We start from the raw sequence: 16,505 nt of genomic DNA, 5'->3' as shown, positions 1-16,505 counted from the left end.
ACGCCGTGGCAGTCGATCATCGCATGCTGTCACCGTCGCTTCCTCCCGCTTAATCCTTGAACCACGCCGCCCGATGAGCGGCGAATGAGGACTGTAATGAGCAAGACTAACGCTGAACTGATGGCCCGCCGTAACGCTGCTGTACCTCGTGGTGTTGGCCAGATTCACCCGATCTTCGCCGAATCCGCGAAGAACGCTACCGTGACTGACGTTGAAGGTCGTGAATTCATCGACTTCGCCGGCGGTATCGCCGTACTGAACACCGGCCACGTGCACCCGAAAATTATCGCTGCCGTGACCGAACAGCTGAACAAGCTGACTCACACCTGCTTCCAGGTGCTGGCCTACGAGCCGTACGTTGAGCTGTGCGAAAAAATCAACGCCAAGGTGCCAGGTGATTTCGCCAAGAAAACCCTGCTGGTCACCACCGGTTCCGAAGCGGTGGAAAACGCCGTGAAAATCGCTCGTGCTGCCACTGGCCGTGCTGGCGTGATTGCCTTCACCGGCGCTTACCACGGTCGCACCATGATGACCCTGGGCCTGACCGGTAAAGTCGTGCCTTACTCGGCCGGTATGGGCCTGATGCCTGGTGGCATCTTCCGCGCGCTTTACCCGAACGAACTGCACGGCGTGAGCATCGACGACTCGATCGCTTCCATTGAACGCATTTTCAAGAATGACGCCGAGCCGAAAGACATCGCCGCGATCATCATCGAGCCTGTACAGGGCGAAGGTGGTTTCTACGTCGCGCCGAAGGAATTCATGAAGCGTCTGCGTGCCCTGTGCGACCAACACGGCATCCTGCTGATTGCTGACGAAGTGCAAACCGGCGCTGGCCGTACCGGTACGTTCTTCGCCATGGAACAGATGAGCGTTGCTGCCGACCTGACCACCTTCGCCAAATCCATTGCAGGCGGTTTCCCGCTGGCCGGTGTGTGTGGCAAGGCTGAATACATGGACGCCATCGCACCAGGCGGCCTGGGCGGCACTTACGCCGGTAGCCCGATCGCTTGCGCCGCTGCTCTGGCCGTGATGGAAGTGTTTGAAGAAGAACACCTGCTGGACCGCTGCAAGGCTGTCGGCGAGCGTCTGGTCACCGGCCTCAAAGCCATCCAGGCCAAATACCCGGTGATCGGCGAAGTCCGTGCATTGGGCGCGATGATCGCCGTTGAGCTGTTCGAAAACGGCGACAGTCACAAGCCGAACGCTGCCGCTGTAGCGTCCGTTGTGGCCAAGGCTCGCGACAAGGGCCTGATCCTGCTGTCCTGCGGCACCTACGGCAACGTGCTGCGCGTACTCGTACCGCTGACCTCGCCGGACGAGCAACTGGACCAAGGTCTGGCGATCATCGAAGAGTGCTTCTCCGAGCTCTGATCCCCCAGTGTGACCTGATCGACAAAAAAACCCGCTTCGGCGGGTTTTTTTATGCCCCTGAAACACATCGCCTGCTTTAACGCTGTATCGAATGGCCATCATTGGCTAAGGTTCAGGCATTGCAAGGGAGAGCGTGCATGACTGCCGTTGATTTACCCGCCGTACCCCGAGTGCTGATTGCCGAAGCTGATCCGTGGTCCCGGGACCTGCTCAAACAAGTGTTGCTGAACGTGCGTTGTGATGCGCGGCTGGACCTGTGTGCCGATGGCAAGCAAGCGATGGCGATGCTCAGTGAAGTGCCGTACGACCTGGCCATCGTCGATTGGGAATTACCCGGCGTCGATGGTTTGAATGTGTTGCGCAGTGTGCGTCAGCGCAAACGTAATCCGCCGCTGCCGTTCATTTTGATGAGCAGCCGCAACGACAGTGCCAGCGTGCGTGAAGCCATACTGCTGGCGCCGACGGCGTACCTGACCAAACCGCTGAACATGGAAAGCCTGACCGAGCGTTTGCAGGGTTTGCTGTTGAATGCCGGGGAAGAAGTGTTCTGTGAGGTGCCAGCGCTGGCGCCCGGCATGACCTTGTCGGTATTCCTTGAGCGACGCCGTGAGCAGGCCGACGGCGCGCCGTTGATGACGGATGTGCAGGTCGCGGTCAAGCGCAGCCTCAATCCTGGTGGTCTCGATCTGACGGTGCTGCAACAGGAAATCCGTACCGATCCGCAGATTACAGCGGTATTGATTGCGGCGGCCAACAGCGCCGCGCAACACCATGGCGCACCGGTGCAAACTGTGGCTCAGGCACTGCAGCGGCTTGGCACGGGGCAAAGCATGAATCTGATTCTGGGGCTGGCGCTCAAACGCAGCGCCCGGCTTAGCGACCCATGTCTGGCGGACTACGCCGAACGTTATTGGGGGCTGTCGCTGCACACCGCTGAATACGCGCGCACGCTGGCGCGGTTGCTCGATCTGGATCAGGAGCGGTGCTATTGCGCGGGCATGCTGCATCGTCTGGGTGATCTGGCGTTGCTGCGCTGTTTGCAAGAATGGAAACAGGCGGGCGGTGAGCTGGACGATCTGGAGGAAGTGGGTGAAGCGTTGGCGCAATTTGGCGCGGCGTATGGTTCTGCGCTGCGCACCCGTTGGCGACTGCCGCTGGAACTGCGTGAGTTGATTGCCTCGGTCTACCAGCTCGGCGGCGGGGTGTATTCCCGCGAGGCGCTGGTGATGAACATGGCGGCGCAAATGGCTCGCCTGACCGAGCATGAAGGTATCGAGGCGTTGGCGAAGAGCCGGACGGCGCGGTTGCTCAAGATCGGTTTGCCGGAGTTGATGCGGATGCGTAAATAGCCAGATTCCAATGTAGGAACTGCGGCACGCTGCGATCTTTTGATCCTGATCTTTAAAGTCAAAAGATCGCAGCGTGCCGCAGCTCCTACAGGGGATTTGGTTGGGCTTGAGCCAAAGGTTCAGCCGGAGATAATCCGGTTCTTGCCCTGACGCTTGGCTTCATACATCGCCGTATCCGCCCGGGCGAACAGGCTGTCGAGGCTTTCGTCGCTGTCGGTGAGGCTGGTCAGGCCCTGGCTGACGGTGATGCCGAACGTCTGGCCGTCATGGCTGAAGCTCAAACGCTGAATCTCCTGTTGCAGCCGCTCGGCGACTTGCATGGCCATGTCGGGAGCGCAGCCGGGGAACACCGCGGCAAATTCTTCACCGCCTATTCGCCCGAACAAATCTCCCCGTCGCAACGAGGCGCGTCCACATACGGCAATGGCTTGCAGCACGCTGTCGCCTTGAGGGTGGCCGTAGGTGTCGTTGATCATTTTGAAGTCATCGATATCCAACAGCAGAAACGCCAGTGGCGAGCCTTGCAGCCGCGCCTCTTCGAACTCGCGATTGGCGCATTCGAAAAAATGCCGGCGGTTGCTGCTCTGGGTCAACACATCGGTGGTGGCCAGACGTTGCAGCTCGGTTTCCATCTGCTTTTTATCGGTGATGTCTTCAGCGATGCCGACGATGATCACCGGTTGCCCGGGCTCGTCCTGACGATTGATGAAGCATTTGTCGCTGAGCCAGCGCACCTGCCCGTCAGCGGCGATGATCCGGTACTCGCGATCTTCCACGGCGCCTTTGTGCAGGACTTCGGCGAGGCTGCGTTCAGCGTAATCCAGATCGTCGGGATAGATGCTGTCGCGCCACTGGTTGTAGTCAGCCAGCAAAAGCCCTGCCGAGCGACCGAAAATCCGCTCATAGGCCGGGCTGACGTACAGCACCTGGCGGGTTTCCCAGTTGAATGCCCAAAGCACGGCGTTGACACTGACCAGCAGCGAGCTGAACAGCTGTTCGCGTTCGCTCAGACGAGCGACTTCGCCCTGGGCGTGCATCAATGCCATGAGTGTTTGCGCGGCCTCGGGCCACTGCGGGAGGGATGAGTCTTTTTGGTTGTTGTTGACCATCGGCACAGTTCTCAGAGGGCGTGCCGCGTCGACAACAACGGCCACACCTAAGCCCGCCGGAATGGCGAAGTCTTTGAGATAGGGGATTTTCGGCGAAGTTCCCAACGGTAGTGGGGTTCTGCTAGGCGGTAAGGATGACGCGGTCCCTCAATGAAAACGCGTCGTCTGGTTTTGCGACTGCTGCGCAGCCGATCGGGGATAAATCCCCTCGCCACAGGGGATCCCATTGTTACCCGTCAGGTGGTGGCTGGGCGCAACGAGTAGGTTTTCAGCTGGTCGGCAAACTCGCGCAGGGACTGAATACCGCTGGCTTCAGCCTCGTGAATCCACTCTTTGATGGCGGCGAGCATGTCGTGGCCGTTGGAGCTGGTCTTCACCCAGATCTGCTGCAGGGCCAGGCGTTTTTCGTAAATGACCTTCAGCGCCTGGCTGTGCTCGAGCATGCTCTGGATGCGCGCGTGGTGGCGATCTTCCAGCAGGCTGGTTTCCCGCGAGAGCAGGCGTTTGGCGCGGTGGAACTGGTGACGCACCGAGTGATCGACTTTGGCCAACTCCTGCTTGACCAGCGGGCCGATGACCAATTTGCGGTACTGGGCCATGATCTGGAAGCGGTTGTTGAGGATCGCCATGGCGGTGTCCATGTCCAGATTGCCTTTGCCTTCGACGCGGTGGGCGATCGGCGCTACACGTTGCACCTTGGCCAGACGAAAGAAGCTGAAGACTTTGATCCACGCCCAGCCGAGGTCGAATTCCCACTTCTTCACCGACAGCTTGGCCGAGTTAGGGTAGGTGTGATGGTTGTTATGCAGTTCTTCGCCGCCGATCAGGATGCCCCAAGGCACCAGATTGGTTGCCGCGTCGCGGCATTCGAAGTTGCGATAACCGACCGCATGGCCCAGACCGTTGATGACGCCGGCGGCCCACACCGGGATCCACATCATCTGGATCGCCCAGATGGTGATGCCGATGGTGCCGAACAGCAGCAGGTCGATGACGCCCATGATTGCCACGCCCAACAGCGGGTAACGGCTGTAGACGTTGCGCTCGATCCAGTCTTCGGGGCAGTTCTTGCCGTAGATGCGCAGGGTTTCCGGGTTCTGGGCTTCGGCGCGGTACAGCTCGGCGCCGGTACGCAGTACCGTGGACAAACCCTTGATGACCGGGCTGTGCGGGTCATCTTCGGTTTCGCATTTGGCGTGGTGCTTACGGTGGATGGCGGTCCACTCGCGGGTGTTCTGCGCCGTGGTCAGCCACAGCCAGAAACGGAAAAAGTGCTTCAGGCCGGCATTCAGCTCCAGGGAGCGATGGGCCGAGTAGCGGTGCAGATAGACCGTGACGCCGACAATCGTCACGTGGGTCATCAGCAAGGTGACCGCGACCAGAGACCAGGCCGACAAGCCAAGAAAACCTTCGTACCACATAGGCTATAGGGCCCTCGATAAAGATAAAAACAGCCGATGCATTATCACTAAGCACACAGATAAAACCAGTCACGCTTTCAGATAAGAGTTAGCTGGATGTTTCCTGACCTATAATCCCACTTTTTTGTAGGGACATGGATGGCCTAATGCCTGACACTTATCGCGATGCCTTGCGTGCAGCGCTGCTCTATCTCGTACTTGCGGCGGTCTGGCTGCAAGGTACTGGTTATTTATTAAACAATTTCTTCGATAATCCGATCCAACTCGCACGATGGCAACTGATCAACGGTTATGTCTTCGCGGCGGTCAGTGCCGGGCTGATTTTTCTGGCGCGGGCGCGGTTGTATGAGTTTCTAGGGATAGGTGCGAGGTTGCGTGAACGTCACGCTGACCGGGAGCACTTGCGCCAGGCAGCGGCCGTGTTCGATTGCACCCGCGAAGGCGTTTTGGTCACCAGCCATCAGGGGCTGATCGTGCACGTCAATCGTGCGTTTATCGAGATCACCGGTTATCTGCGCGAAGAAGTGCTCGGCCAACAACCCAGTCTGTTCAAGTCCGGCCATCATCCGCCGGGCTTCTATCAGGCGATGTTCGCCACGCTCGAATCGCAAGGCGAGTGGAGCGGCGAGATCTGGAACCGCCGCAAAAGCGGGGAGATTTATCCCCAATGGCAAACCATCCGCGTCATTCATGATGATCAGGGGCGGATCAGTCATTACGTGGCGGTGTTTTCCGATATCAGTGCGATCAAGCATTCCGAGCATGAGCTTCAGCACCTTGCCCACCACGATCCGCTGACCGATCTGCCCAACCGTCTGTTATTCAGCGATCGTACCGAACAGGCCCTGGCATCGGCGCAGGTCCATAAGCGCGGCTGTGCGCTGCTGTTGCTCGATCTGGATCACTTCAAGATGATCAACGACAGCCTCGGGCACAACGTTGGCGATCGTTTGCTCAAAGCGGTGGCGACCCGTTTGCGTGAGCTGTTTGGGCCCGGCGTCACCGTGGCGCGGCTTGGTGGTGATGAATTCGCGGTATTGGCAGAAAGTTGTCCACAGCCCGGCCAGGCGGCGGCGTGCGCCCAGCGCATTCTCGATGCACTGAAGGAGCCGGTCGGCATCGACGGCGATGAGTTGTTCATCAACGCCAGTGTCGGCATAAGCCTGTTCCCCAGCGATGCGCTCAGCGCCGGCCAACTGTTGCGCAATGCCGATGCGGCGCTGTTCAAGGCCAAGAGCAGCGGGCGCAACGGTTATGCCTTGTATACCGAAGAGCTCACCGCTCACGCCCAGAAACGGGTCGAAATCGCCTTCGAACTGCGCCGTGCGCTGGAGCAACAGGAGTTGCGGGTCTACTACCAACCGGTGCATGACCTTAAAACCAGTCGCCTGATCGGCGTTGAAGCCTTGGTGCGCTGGCAGCATCCGCAGCGGGGACTGGTGTCGCCCGCCGAATTCATCCCGATCGCCGAGCGCACCGGGTTAATCGCCGAAATCGATGCCTGGGTGATGCAGCAGGCTTGCCAGCAGATGTGCCAGTGGCAGCAGGCCGGGGTGGTGTTGGCGTTTGTGGCTGTGAACGTGTCTTCGCGGTTGTTTGCCCGGCGTGAACTGTATCAGCAGGTGGCGCAGGTGCTGCGCGAGACCGGGCTGGATCCGGCGTATCTGGAACTGGAAGTGACCGAAAGCGCGGTGATGGACGATCCGGAGGTGGCGCTGGAGCAGATGCATCGCTTGCGTGAATTGGGTATTCGCCTGGCCATCGATGATTTCGGCACCGGCTATTCGTCGTTGCTGCGGCTCAAGCGCTTGCCGGTGCAAAAGCTCAAGATTGATCAGGGATTTGTTGCCGGTTTGCCGTGGGACGAGGATGACGCAGCGATCGTCCGGGTGATCATCGCGCTGGCGCAGAGTATGGGCATGCAGGTGCATGCCGAAGGGATCGAGCAGGTTGAGCAAGCGGCGTTTTTGCTGGAGCAGGAATGTGATCTGGGGCAGGGATATTGGTTTGGGCGGCCGGTGCCGGTACAGGAGATAGATTGGGCTAGAAAACCGGTGATTGGTTAAAAGATCAAAAGATCGCAGCCTTCGGCAGCTCCTACACCGATCCATGTAGGAGCTGCCGAAGGCTGCGATCTTTTGCTCCGCCACCGCGCAACCCCTTGCCCCACCACATAATGTTTTCTGGTTATATAAACATTCTTAAATAGTCTTTTTAAGAATATCCGAGCCTCTCTTATATTGCTCCCACGCCGAACGCAGTGCCGCCCACTGCCAGGCATATCCCATTCAAAGGAGCAGCACCATGAGCGCATCCCTTCGCAGCGTTGACGGTCAGGACGAAAGCACCATCTTGCGTGAAATCCAGAGCGCCCTGCGCGATCTGCGTTTCGGCGCGGTGGAGATCACTGTGCACAACGCTCAAGTCGTGCAGATCGAACGCAAAGAGAAATTCCGTTTGCAGCAGCCCGGTAAACAACCTGGCTAAAAGATCGCAGCCTGCGGCAGCTCCTACAGGGGGCTGTGTGTAGGAGCTGCCGAAGGCTGCGATCTTTTATCCATGGGCAACCTGATTCCAGCAGTACATACATAAGAAAAAGCCACCACCAGAATTCCAGGAGCTTTCACCATGTCGTCGATTCGCCGTTACGCTTTGGCCGCCCTGGCCAGCGCTGTGTTTGCCGGTTCCGCGGTTGCCAAGGATTACGAACTGCTCAATGTGTCGTACGACCCGACGCGCGAGCTGTATCAGGACTACAACGCTGAGTTCATCAAGTTCTGGCAGAAAGATCACGCTGGCGACACCGTGAAAATCCAGCAATCCCACGGTGGTTCGGGCAAGCAAGGCCGCGCAGTGATCGACGGCTTGCGTGCCGACGTGGTGACCCTGGCGCTGGCCGGCGACATCGACGAAATCGCCAAACTCGGCAAGACCCTGCCAGCCGACTGGCAGAAGCGTCTGCCGGAAGCGAGCACGCCGTATACCTCGACCATCGTGTTCCTGGTGCGCAAGGGCAACCCGAAAGGCATCAAGGACTGGGGTGATCTGGTCAAGAACGACGTCTCGGTGATCACCCCGAACCCGAAAACCTCCGGCGGTGCGCGCTGGAACTTCCTCGCCGCGTGGGCCTATGGCCTGAAAGCCAACGGCGGTGACGAAGGCAAAGCCAAGGAATACGTACAGACCTTGTTCAAGCACGTGCCGATTCTGGACACCGGTGCTCGCGGTTCGACCATCACTTTCGTCAACAACGGTCAGGGTGACGTGTTGCTGGCCTGGGAAAACGAAGCGTTCCTGGCGCTGAAAGAAGACGGCGGCGCCGACAAGTTCGACATCGTCGTGCCTTCGCTGTCGATCCTCGCTGAACCACCGGTGGCCGTGGTCGACAAGAACGCCGAGAAGAAGGGCAACGAGCAGATCGCCGAAGCGTATCTGAAGCACCTGTACAGCCCGGCCGGTCAGGAAATCGCCGCGAAGAACTTCTATCGTCCACGTGACAAGGACGTGGCCGCCAAGTATGCCCAGCAGTTCCCGAAACTGGAGCTGGTGACCATCGACAAGGACTTCGGCGGCTGGAAATCCGCGCAGCCGAAATTCTTCAATGACGGTGGCGTGTTCGACCAGATTTATCAGGCGCAGTAATCTCACTCTAACCAGCCTGATGTTTGGGCACATGACATGTGGGAGCGAGCTTTTGTTGTGAGGGGATTTATCCCCGACCGGCTGCGAAGCAGTCGCAAAACCCTGGTATGCGGTGTATTTGAAACACCGCATTTTCTGGTTTTGGGGCAGCTTCGCTGCCCATCGGGGATAAATCCCCTCACCACAGGGTTCGCTCCCACATTGATGCGTTTTTAACCAGGGACTTTTATGTCGCGTCGTATCTCCCCCGTCATACCCGGCTTCGGGCTGACGCTGGGTTACACCTTGGTGTACCTCAGTCTGATTGTGCTTATCCCGCTGGCGGCGATGTTCGTCCACGCCTCGCAGCTCACTTGGGAACAGTTCTGGACGATCATCTCCGCCCCCCGCGTGCTGGCAGCCTTGAAGCTGAGTTTCGGCACCGCGCTGTGCGCTGCGATCATCAACGGCATCATCGGTACGCTGCTGGCGTGGGTGCTGGTGCGCTACACCTTCGCCGGGCGCAAGATCATCGACGCGATGATCGATCTGCCGTTCGCCTTGCCAACAGCCGTCGCTGGTATCGCGCTGACCGCGCTGTACGCGCCGGCCGGCCTGGTCGGCCAGTTCGCCGCCGATCTCGGTTTCAAAATCGCCTACACCCCGCTGGGTATCACCCTCGCGCTGACCTTTGTGACGCTGCCGTTCGTGGTGCGTACGGTGCAACCGGTGCTGGCCGACATTCCCCGTGAAGTCGAAGAAGCCGCAGCGTGCCTTGGCGCGAAACCATGGCAGGTGTTCCGTCACATCCTGGTGCCGGCATTGCTGCCCGCCTGGCTGACCGGGTTTGCCCTGGCTTTTGCTCGCGGTGTCGGCGAGTACGGTTCGGTGATTTTCATCGCCGGCAACATGCCGATGAAAACCGAGATCCTGCCGCTGCTGATCATGGTCAAACTCGACCAATACGATTACACCGGCGCCACTGCCATCGGCGTGCTGATGCTGGTGGTTTCCTTTGTCCTGTTGCTGCTGATCAACTTGCTGCAGCGGCGCATCGAAACCCCATAAGGAGGCGCGAACATGTCCCAATCGTCTATTGCGGCCGCTTCCTCGGCCAACGCTGCACGCCGTGGCAGTGCCACTTCGCGCAGAATCCTGATTGGCCTTGGCTGGCTGATCTTTTTCCTGTTTCTGTTGCTGCCGTTGTTCATCGTGGTGTCGCAGGGTTTGAAGAACGGCCTTGGCGCATTCTTCACCGCGATCTTTGAACCGGATGCACTCTCGGCACTGAAGCTCACCGTGTTCGCCGTGCTGATTTCGGTGCCGCTCAATCTTGTGTTCGGCGTCAGCGCCGCATGGTGCGTGAGCAAGTACTCGTTCCGCGGCAAGAGCATGCTGGTGACGCTGATCGACCTGCCGTTCTCGGTGTCGCCGGTGATCGCCGGTCTGGTCTACGTGCTGATGTTTGGCGCCCAGGGCTTCTTCGGGCCGTGGTTGCAGGATCACGACATCCAGATCGTCTTCGCCCTGCCGGGCATCGTGTTGGCGACGATTTTCGTTACCGTGCCATTCGTGGCTCGCGAGCTGATCCCGCTGATGCAGGAACAAGGCACTCAGGAAGAGGAAGCCGCGCGTCTGCTCGGCGCCAACGGCTGGCAGATGTTCTGGCATGTCACCGTACCCAACATCAAGTGGGGCCTGATTTATGGCGTGGTGCTGTGTACCGCGCGGGCCATGGGTGAGTTCGGTGCGGTGTCGGTGGTATCCGGGCACATTCGCGGGGTGACCAACACCTTGCCGTTGCACGTCGAGATCCTCTACAACGAATACAACCACGTGGCCGCGTTCGCCGTGGCGAGCCTGTTGCTGATCCTGGCGCTCTTCATCCTGCTGCTCAAGCAGTGGAGCGAAAACCGTATCAACCGCCTGCGCGCCAGCGCCGCGGAGGAATAATTCATGTCGATCGAAGTGCGTAACGTCAGCAAGAATTTCAACGCGTTCAAGGCGCTGGACAACATCAGCCTGGATATCCACAGCGGCGAGCTGGTGGCGCTGCTCGGCCCGTCCGGCTGCGGTAAAACCACCTTGCTGCGCATTATTGCCGGTCTGGAAACCCCGGATCAGGGCAACATTGTGTTCCACGGTGAAGACGTGTCCGGCCACGACGTGCGTGATCGCAACGTCGGTTTTGTGTTCCAGCACTACGCCTTGTTCCGCCACATGACCGTGTTCGACAACGTCGCCTTCGGCCTGCGCATGAAGCCGAAAAACCAGCGCCCGAGCGAAAGCCAGATCGCGACCAAGGTTCATGAGTTGTTGAACATGGTGCAACTGGACTGGCTGTCGGATCGCTACCCGGAGCAACTGTCCGGTGGTCAGCGCCAACGTATCGCTCTGGCCCGTGCCTTGGCGGTTGAGCCGAAAGTGCTGCTGCTCGACGAACCGTTCGGCGCCCTCGACGCCAAGGTGCGTAAAGAGCTGCGCCGCTGGCTGGCTCGCCTGCACGAAGACATCAACCTGACCTCGGTGTTTGTGACCCACGACCAGGAAGAAGCGATGGAAGTCGCTGACCGTATCGTGGTGATGAACAAGGGTGTGATCGAGCAGATCGGCTCGCCGGGCGACGTTTACGAAAACCCGGCCAGCGATTTCGTTTATCACTTCCTTGGTGATTCGAACCGCTTGCTGTTGAGCGACGACAATCACGTGCTGTTCCGTCCGCACGAAGTGTCGTTGTCGAAGCATGAGCTGGAAGATCACCATGCCGCTGAGGTACGCGATATCCGGCCGCTGGGCGCGACCACGCGAGTGACGTTGAAGGTTGAGGGGCAGACTGATTTGATCGAAGCCGAAGTGGTGAAGGATCACGACAGCCTGATTGGCTTGGCCAAAGGTGAGACGTTGTTCTTCAAACCCAAGGTCTGGCAGAAAGTCGCCAGCCTTTAAGATCAAAAGATCGCTGCCTGCGGCAGCTCCTACAGGGGTTCGGCATCAACCGAAATTCTGTAGGAGCTGCCGCAGGCTGCGATCTTTTAAAGCGGCCTAAACCGCCGCTTTGCTGTTCGGATTAACCCGCACCACCCCCGCCCGCGCCTCGATCTGCTCTTTCAACTCATGCCGCATCCCAAGCATGAACGCCAGCTCCGCCACCACGAACAACGGCCCGACAATCAGCCCGCTGACGTCATCGACAAACGCCGGTTTGCGCCCCTCGTAGTGATGGCCGACAAACTGGATCACCCAGCCAATCACAAACATCGCCAGACCGCTGCTCAGCCAGACCATGGTGCTCTGTTGCGCCAGGACATGTCCGGCCCAGACGGAAAGCCCCATCAGCACTGTCATCAGTACGCCGAGTTGCAACTCCAGGCGTAGGTAAAACCACGCCGAGGCCAGCGCAACCAGGACGGCTGGAGATATCCACAACCCGCCCAGCGACCATTCCGGACGCGACAACAAAACCGCGACCGCCACCACAATCAGCGGAATACCGATAAAGTGGCTGGCGATGTTGCGTGGGTCGCGGTGGTAAGCGGCGTATCGACTCAAATGATCGACGAGGCTTTTCATTGTTGTTCCTCCTGTAGGGTGATCGCAGCATGCGCCGGGATCGGCGCTTACTCTGTCAGGCAGGCGACAGTTAGGAGTATTGATGGATAAGCGTTCACGACTGATGACCGGGCAGTGGTTCAGTCATTTACCTGCGTCCTTTCAGGATAGTCTGCTGACGGCTGCGCGGGAGCGGCGGCTGACGGCGGGGCAGCGCTTGTTCCAGCGTGGTGATCCGCCCTGTGGTCTTTACGCGGTACTCGATGGCGCCGTGCGCATCGGCGCGGTGAGCGAGCAGGGCAAGGAAGCGTTATTGAGCCTGGTGGAAGCGCCGCACTGGTTTGGGGAAATCTGCCTGTTCGACGGACAGCCGCGTACCCATGACGCCTATGCCGTGGGGTCTTGCACGCTGCTCAATATCCCGCAAGCGACACTGCTGAAACTGCTCGATGAAAACCCGGTGTACTGGCGGCATCTGGCGCTGTTGATGAGCCACAAACTGCGCCTGACTTTCATCAATCTCGAACAGCTCAGCCTGCTGCCGGCCCCCGCGCGGCTGGCTCATCGCTTGCTGATGATCGCCGAAGGCTATGGCGAAATCGACGCGCCCCGCCGGGTGCTGCAACTGCCGCAGGAGCAGTTGGCCTCGATGCTGTCGCTGTCGCGGCAGACCACCAATCAGATCCTCAAGGATTTGCAGGGGCAGGGGATTATTGGCTTGGGGTATGGCGAAATCGAGATCCTTGATGCCGTACGGTTGCGCGCGCTGGCCATGCTCCAGTGAGTTCACGCAGATCCAATGTAGGAGTGAGCCTGCTCGCGATCACAATCTGTCAGTTAACAAATGCGTGACTGATAAACCGCTATCGCGAGCAGGCTCACTCCTACAGTTGTTGTGTGTAAGGCTTAAGAACCGCGATAGGTCGAGAAGCCGTACGGGCTCAGCAGCAGCGGGATGTGGTAATGCTGATCGGTCTGCTTCACTTCAAAGATCACCGGAATCTCCGGAAAGAACGTGTCGTGTTTCACCTTCTTGAAATACTCGCCGGTCTTGAACACCACCCGGTATTCGCCCGCTTCAAAAGGCTGTTTGGCCGGGAACAGTTCGGCAATGCGCCCTTGCTCATTGGTGGTGCCTTGGGCCAGCGGCTGCCAGTTCTGACCGACGTGTTTCTCCAGCGTCACGTTGATGCCGGGCGACGGCAGGCCGTTTTCCAGGTTGAGCACGTGCACGCTCAGCGGGTTGCCGGCGGCCAGCGCCAGGCTTGAAAACGCACTCAGGCCGAGGGCGGCGAAGGTCATGCGCAGGGTGGTCATGATGAATCTCCTTATTGGGAACGGGTGATGGACAGACCGGCCTTGTCGGCGGCCCGGGTCGCACAGGTTTCGTCTTGCTCGCCACCGCCGGAACCGGCCACGCCCATGGCGCCGACCAATTCATTAGCGGCGAATAGCGGAATGCCGCCGCCGAGCAACAGCAATTCGTCGAGGGTGTTGAGGTTGGCGGTTTCCGGATTGCTGCGGGCGCGCTCGGCGAACAGGCGCGTTGGGGTTTTCGTCGATAACGCCGTATACGCTTTGCGTTGGCTGGCGACGGTGTTATGTGGCCCGACACCATCGCCACGCAGGGTCACCAGCAAGTTGCCGCCCCGGTCGAGCACCGACACCGTGCCGGTGCAATTACTCATCGCCGCGTCGGCCAGCAGGCGCGCAGTTTTCAGATCGAGGTCAGCGTGGCGCGGCAGTTCAGCAGCAGCGAAAGCGCTGGCGCTGACGCCAAGGGCCAGGCTCGCAACGAGGTATTTGAAGGTCATGGACAGGCTCCGGGTTGAATGTCGCCACCTTAGCCGCCGCACTTCGTCAGAACCTCGTCAGTCGGATTACAAGTTTGTAATAGGCAACGTTGCCGAAGACGCCTAGCCTGTGCGTCTGAACAATCGAGGTGTGCCATGCGTTTGCTGGTCGTAGAAGATGAAGCCAAAACCGCGAATTTCCTCGCCAAAGGCCTGGGCGAGTCGGGTTTTGCCGTGGACGTGGCGCTCAATGGCCTTGATGGGCGCTATTTCATCGAGCAGCAGGAATATGACCTGATCATCCTCGACGTGATGCTGCCGGGCCTCAATGGCTGGCAATTGTTGCAACTGATCCGTCAGCGCGGCGCCACCCCAGTGCTGTTCCTCACCGCCAAGGACGCCATTGAAGATCGCGTGCGTGGTCTCGAACTCGGCGCCGATGACTACTTGCTCAAACCCTTCGCCTTCGCCGAACTGCTCGCGCGCGTACGCACCCTGTTGCGTCGCGGGCCAATGCGCGAGGCCGAGTCGTACAGCATTGCCGATCTGGAGATCGACGTATTACGCCGTCGTGTCAGCCGCGGCGGCCAGCGCATCGCCCTGACCAACAAGGAATTCGCGTTGCTGCAATTGCTCGCCAGCCGCCAGGGCGAAGTGTTGTCGCGCACTCTGATCGCCTCGCAGGTGTGGAACCTGAATTTCGACAGCGACACCAACATGGTTGAAGTCGCGGTACGACGCTTGCGCTCGAAAGTCGATGACCCGTTCATGCCGAAACTGATTCACACCGTGCGCGGCGTCGGGTATCAACTGGAAGCGCCCGACGATGCGCTCTAGGTCGATTGCCTGGCGCCTGGCGCTGGCATTCGCGATGGTCTGCGCTTTGGTACTGGGCGCAATTGGCGTGTTTCTCTACCGCTCGCTCGCCGCAGAAATCGCCTACCGCGATGACTTGGCATTGCTAGGCCGACTGGAACAGGTGCGCGCCTTGCTCGCCGACAGCGACAGCCTCGACGCCTTGCAGGCGCGGCCGCGGCTGTATCAGAACATGCTCGGCAATCTCGACAGTTTGCTGCTGGTGCGCCGCACTGATGGATCAAATGTGATTGCGATCAACCCGCGCCAGCGAACGCTTCCAGCGCTGAACTCAATCGCGCGCGATCAGCCGCCGCAACGTCGCGACGTGATGACCTGGCAGGCGCCCGACGGTGCCGAAGTGGCGCTGCTGTCCGGCGAAGCTCAGGGGCCGAACGGCGAATCCCTGACCGTGATTGCCGGCAAAGTGTTAAACGAACGCGAGCAGATGCTCGCCAGTTACCGGATGCGGCTGTACGTCGCGATTGGACTGGGTGCATTGCTGGCGTTTGCGTTGGGGCTGGTGCTGCTGCGCCGTGGCCTCAAACCGTTACGACAATTGAGCGAAGCAATGCGCGGCATTGACCTGCGCAGTCTCGATCAGCGCTTGCCTGCCGCCGGCACGCCTGCGGAACTGCTTGAGCCGGTAAACGCGCTGAACGGCATGCTCGCGCGGCTGGAGGACAGCTTCCAGCGCCTGTCGCAGTTCTCCGCCGACCTCGCTCACGAAATCCGCACGCCGCTGCACACCTTGCTCGCCAGCAATGGCCAGGCGCTGAACCACCCGCGCAGCACGGCGGAGTATCAGGAAGTACTGGCCTCGAATATGGAGGAGTTCGAGCGGCTCAAACGCATGGCGGAAAATCTGATGTTCCTCGCCCGTGCCGAACAGGCGGAGCGTGCGCTCGATTTGCGCACGCTGGATCTGGCTGACATCGGCGATGAGCTGTGTGATTACTTCGAAGCCTTGGCCGACGATCGTGGGATTCACTTGAGAAACACCTTCAGTGGGCAATTGTTTGCCGACCAGCAACTGCTGCAACGCGCCCTCGGCAACCTGTTGGCCAACGCGGTGCGCCACGCTGACGTCGGCTCGGTCATCAGCTTGCGCCAGCGCGATGAGCCGGGCATGTGCTGGTTGCAGGTGAACAACTACGGCCCGGCCATCGCGCCTGAACATTTGGGCAAACTGTTCGACCGCTTCTACCGCGTCGACCCGGCCCGCGCTGAACCGGGTGATTCCGGCGGGTTAGGTCTGGCGATCGTGCAGTCGATCATGCAATTGCATGGTGGGCAGGTGCGGGTAAGCAGTGATGCGTCGGGTACTGTGTTTGAGCTTGGGTTTGTCAGCAGCCGATAAGCCCTCCGCCCATAACGTCTCATCTAAGCTAAACTCTTTCTGAATATGCATTGAATGCGATGCATATAATGCCT

At 59.5% G+C, this 16,505-nt stretch carries 16 protein-coding genes; 11 read left to right on the top strand and 5 right to left on the bottom strand.

Features of this window, described 5'->3' with window-relative positions:
• Positions 1 to 96: 96 nt before the first annotated feature.
• Positions 97 to 1,374 (top strand): 4-aminobutyrate--2-oxoglutarate transaminase, encoded by a 1,278-nt coding sequence (gene gabT / locus ICA15_RS19880; RefSeq protein ID WP_210554415.1) that lies wholly within the window; start codon positions 97 to 99, stop codon positions 1,372 to 1,374.
• Positions 1,375 to 1,511: 137 nt separating this feature from the next.
• On the top strand, positions 1,512 to 2,723 hold the full coding sequence (locus ICA15_RS19875; RefSeq protein WP_150603953.1) for a response regulator: 1,212 nt from the start codon (positions 1,512 to 1,514) through the stop codon (positions 2,721 to 2,723).
• A gap of 119 nt (positions 2,724 to 2,842) precedes the next feature.
• On the opposite strand, the gene ICA15_RS19870 is transcribed toward ICA15_RS19875, so the two are convergent.
• Both ICA15_RS19870 and desA read right to left on the bottom strand, forming a co-directional pair.
• Positions 2,843 to 3,832: a GGDEF domain-containing protein gene (locus tag ICA15_RS19870; protein WP_210554414.1), complete on the bottom strand. Its 990-nt coding sequence runs from the start codon at positions 3,830 to 3,832 to the stop codon at positions 2,843 to 2,845.
• Between the two features lie 236 nt (positions 3,833 to 4,068).
• The gene (gene desA / locus ICA15_RS19865) at positions 4,069 to 5,253 is read right to left on the bottom strand and encodes a delta-9 fatty acid desaturase DesA (RefSeq protein WP_150603951.1); all 1,185 of its coding nucleotides are present in this window, start codon (positions 5,251 to 5,253) and stop codon (positions 4,069 to 4,071) included.
• Between the two features lie 146 nt (positions 5,254 to 5,399).
• Between desA and dibA the strand changes: the two genes are divergently transcribed.
• From dibA to ICA15_RS19835, 6 genes are all read left to right on the top strand, one after another.
• Entirely contained in the window at positions 5,400 to 7,319 is a 1,920-nt protein-coding gene (gene dibA / locus ICA15_RS19860; RefSeq protein WP_210554413.1) for a phosphodiesterase DibA, read from the top strand.
• A gap of 238 nt (positions 7,320 to 7,557) precedes the next feature.
• Entirely contained in the window at positions 7,558 to 7,740 is a 183-nt protein-coding gene (gene oscA / locus ICA15_RS19855) for a sulfur starvation response protein OscA (RefSeq protein ID WP_007917682.1), read from the top strand.
• Between the two features lie 141 nt (positions 7,741 to 7,881).
• Positions 7,882 to 8,895, top strand: coding sequence for a sulfate ABC transporter substrate-binding protein (locus tag ICA15_RS19850; RefSeq protein ID WP_150603949.1), 1,014 nt, complete (start codon positions 7,882 to 7,884; stop codon positions 8,893 to 8,895).
• A gap of 228 nt (positions 8,896 to 9,123) precedes the next feature.
• Positions 9,124 to 9,942 carry a sulfate ABC transporter permease subunit CysT gene (gene cysT / locus ICA15_RS19845; RefSeq protein WP_210554412.1) on the top strand — a complete coding sequence of 273 codons (819 nt, stop codon included), beginning with the start codon at positions 9,124 to 9,126 and terminating at the stop codon, positions 9,940 to 9,942.
• Positions 9,943 to 9,954: 12 nt separating this feature from the next.
• Entirely contained in the window at positions 9,955 to 10,827 is an 873-nt protein-coding gene (gene cysW, locus ICA15_RS19840) for a sulfate ABC transporter permease subunit CysW (protein WP_042557077.1), read from the top strand.
• A 3-nt stretch (positions 10,828 to 10,830) separates the two neighbouring features.
• Positions 10,831 to 11,820, top strand: a complete 990-nt coding sequence (locus ICA15_RS19835; RefSeq protein WP_003220514.1) for a sulfate/molybdate ABC transporter ATP-binding protein — start codon at positions 10,831 to 10,833, stop codon at positions 11,818 to 11,820.
• A gap of 96 nt (positions 11,821 to 11,916) precedes the next feature.
• Here ICA15_RS19835 and ICA15_RS19830 read toward each other — a convergent pair whose 3' ends face one another.
• Positions 11,917 to 12,444 carry a DUF962 domain-containing protein gene (locus ICA15_RS19830; RefSeq protein WP_210554411.1) on the bottom strand — a complete coding sequence of 176 codons (528 nt, stop codon included), beginning with the start codon at positions 12,442 to 12,444 and terminating at the stop codon, positions 11,917 to 11,919.
• Positions 12,445 to 12,526: 82 nt separating this feature from the next.
• On the opposite strand from ICA15_RS19830, the gene ICA15_RS19825 reads away from it, so the two are divergent.
• Positions 12,527 to 13,207, top strand: coding sequence for a Crp/Fnr family transcriptional regulator (locus tag ICA15_RS19825; protein WP_210554410.1), 681 nt, complete (start codon positions 12,527 to 12,529; stop codon positions 13,205 to 13,207).
• Positions 13,208 to 13,329: 122 nt separating this feature from the next.
• On the opposite strand, the gene uraH is transcribed toward ICA15_RS19825, so the two are convergent.
• Positions 13,330 to 13,740: a hydroxyisourate hydrolase gene (gene uraH / locus ICA15_RS19820; RefSeq protein ID WP_150603945.1), complete on the bottom strand. Its 411-nt coding sequence runs from the start codon at positions 13,738 to 13,740 to the stop codon at positions 13,330 to 13,332.
• A gap of 11 nt (positions 13,741 to 13,751) precedes the next feature.
• Positions 13,752 to 14,237: a GlcG/HbpS family heme-binding protein gene (locus tag ICA15_RS19815; RefSeq protein WP_150618406.1), complete on the bottom strand. Its 486-nt coding sequence runs from the start codon at positions 14,235 to 14,237 to the stop codon at positions 13,752 to 13,754.
• A 135-nt stretch (positions 14,238 to 14,372) separates the two neighbouring features.
• Between ICA15_RS19815 and ICA15_RS19810 the strand changes: the two genes are divergently transcribed.
• A complete protein-coding gene (locus tag ICA15_RS19810) occupies positions 14,373 to 15,053 on the top strand; it encodes a heavy metal response regulator transcription factor (protein WP_042557086.1) in 681 nt (226 codons plus the stop codon).
• Positions 15,043 to 16,431 (top strand): heavy metal sensor histidine kinase, encoded by a 1,389-nt coding sequence (locus tag ICA15_RS19805; RefSeq protein WP_210554409.1) that lies wholly within the window; start codon positions 15,043 to 15,045, stop codon positions 16,429 to 16,431. Before ICA15_RS19810 ends, ICA15_RS19805 begins: the two co-directional genes overlap by 11 nt.
• Positions 16,432 to 16,505: the final 74 nt, after the last annotated feature.

The sequence above is a fragment of the Pseudomonas sp. P116 genome, assembly GCF_020149425.1.
GTDB lineage: Bacteria > Pseudomonadota > Gammaproteobacteria > Pseudomonadales > Pseudomonadaceae > Aquipseudomonas > Aquipseudomonas anatoliensis.
This window is presented reverse-complemented; position numbering and strand designations above follow the sequence as displayed.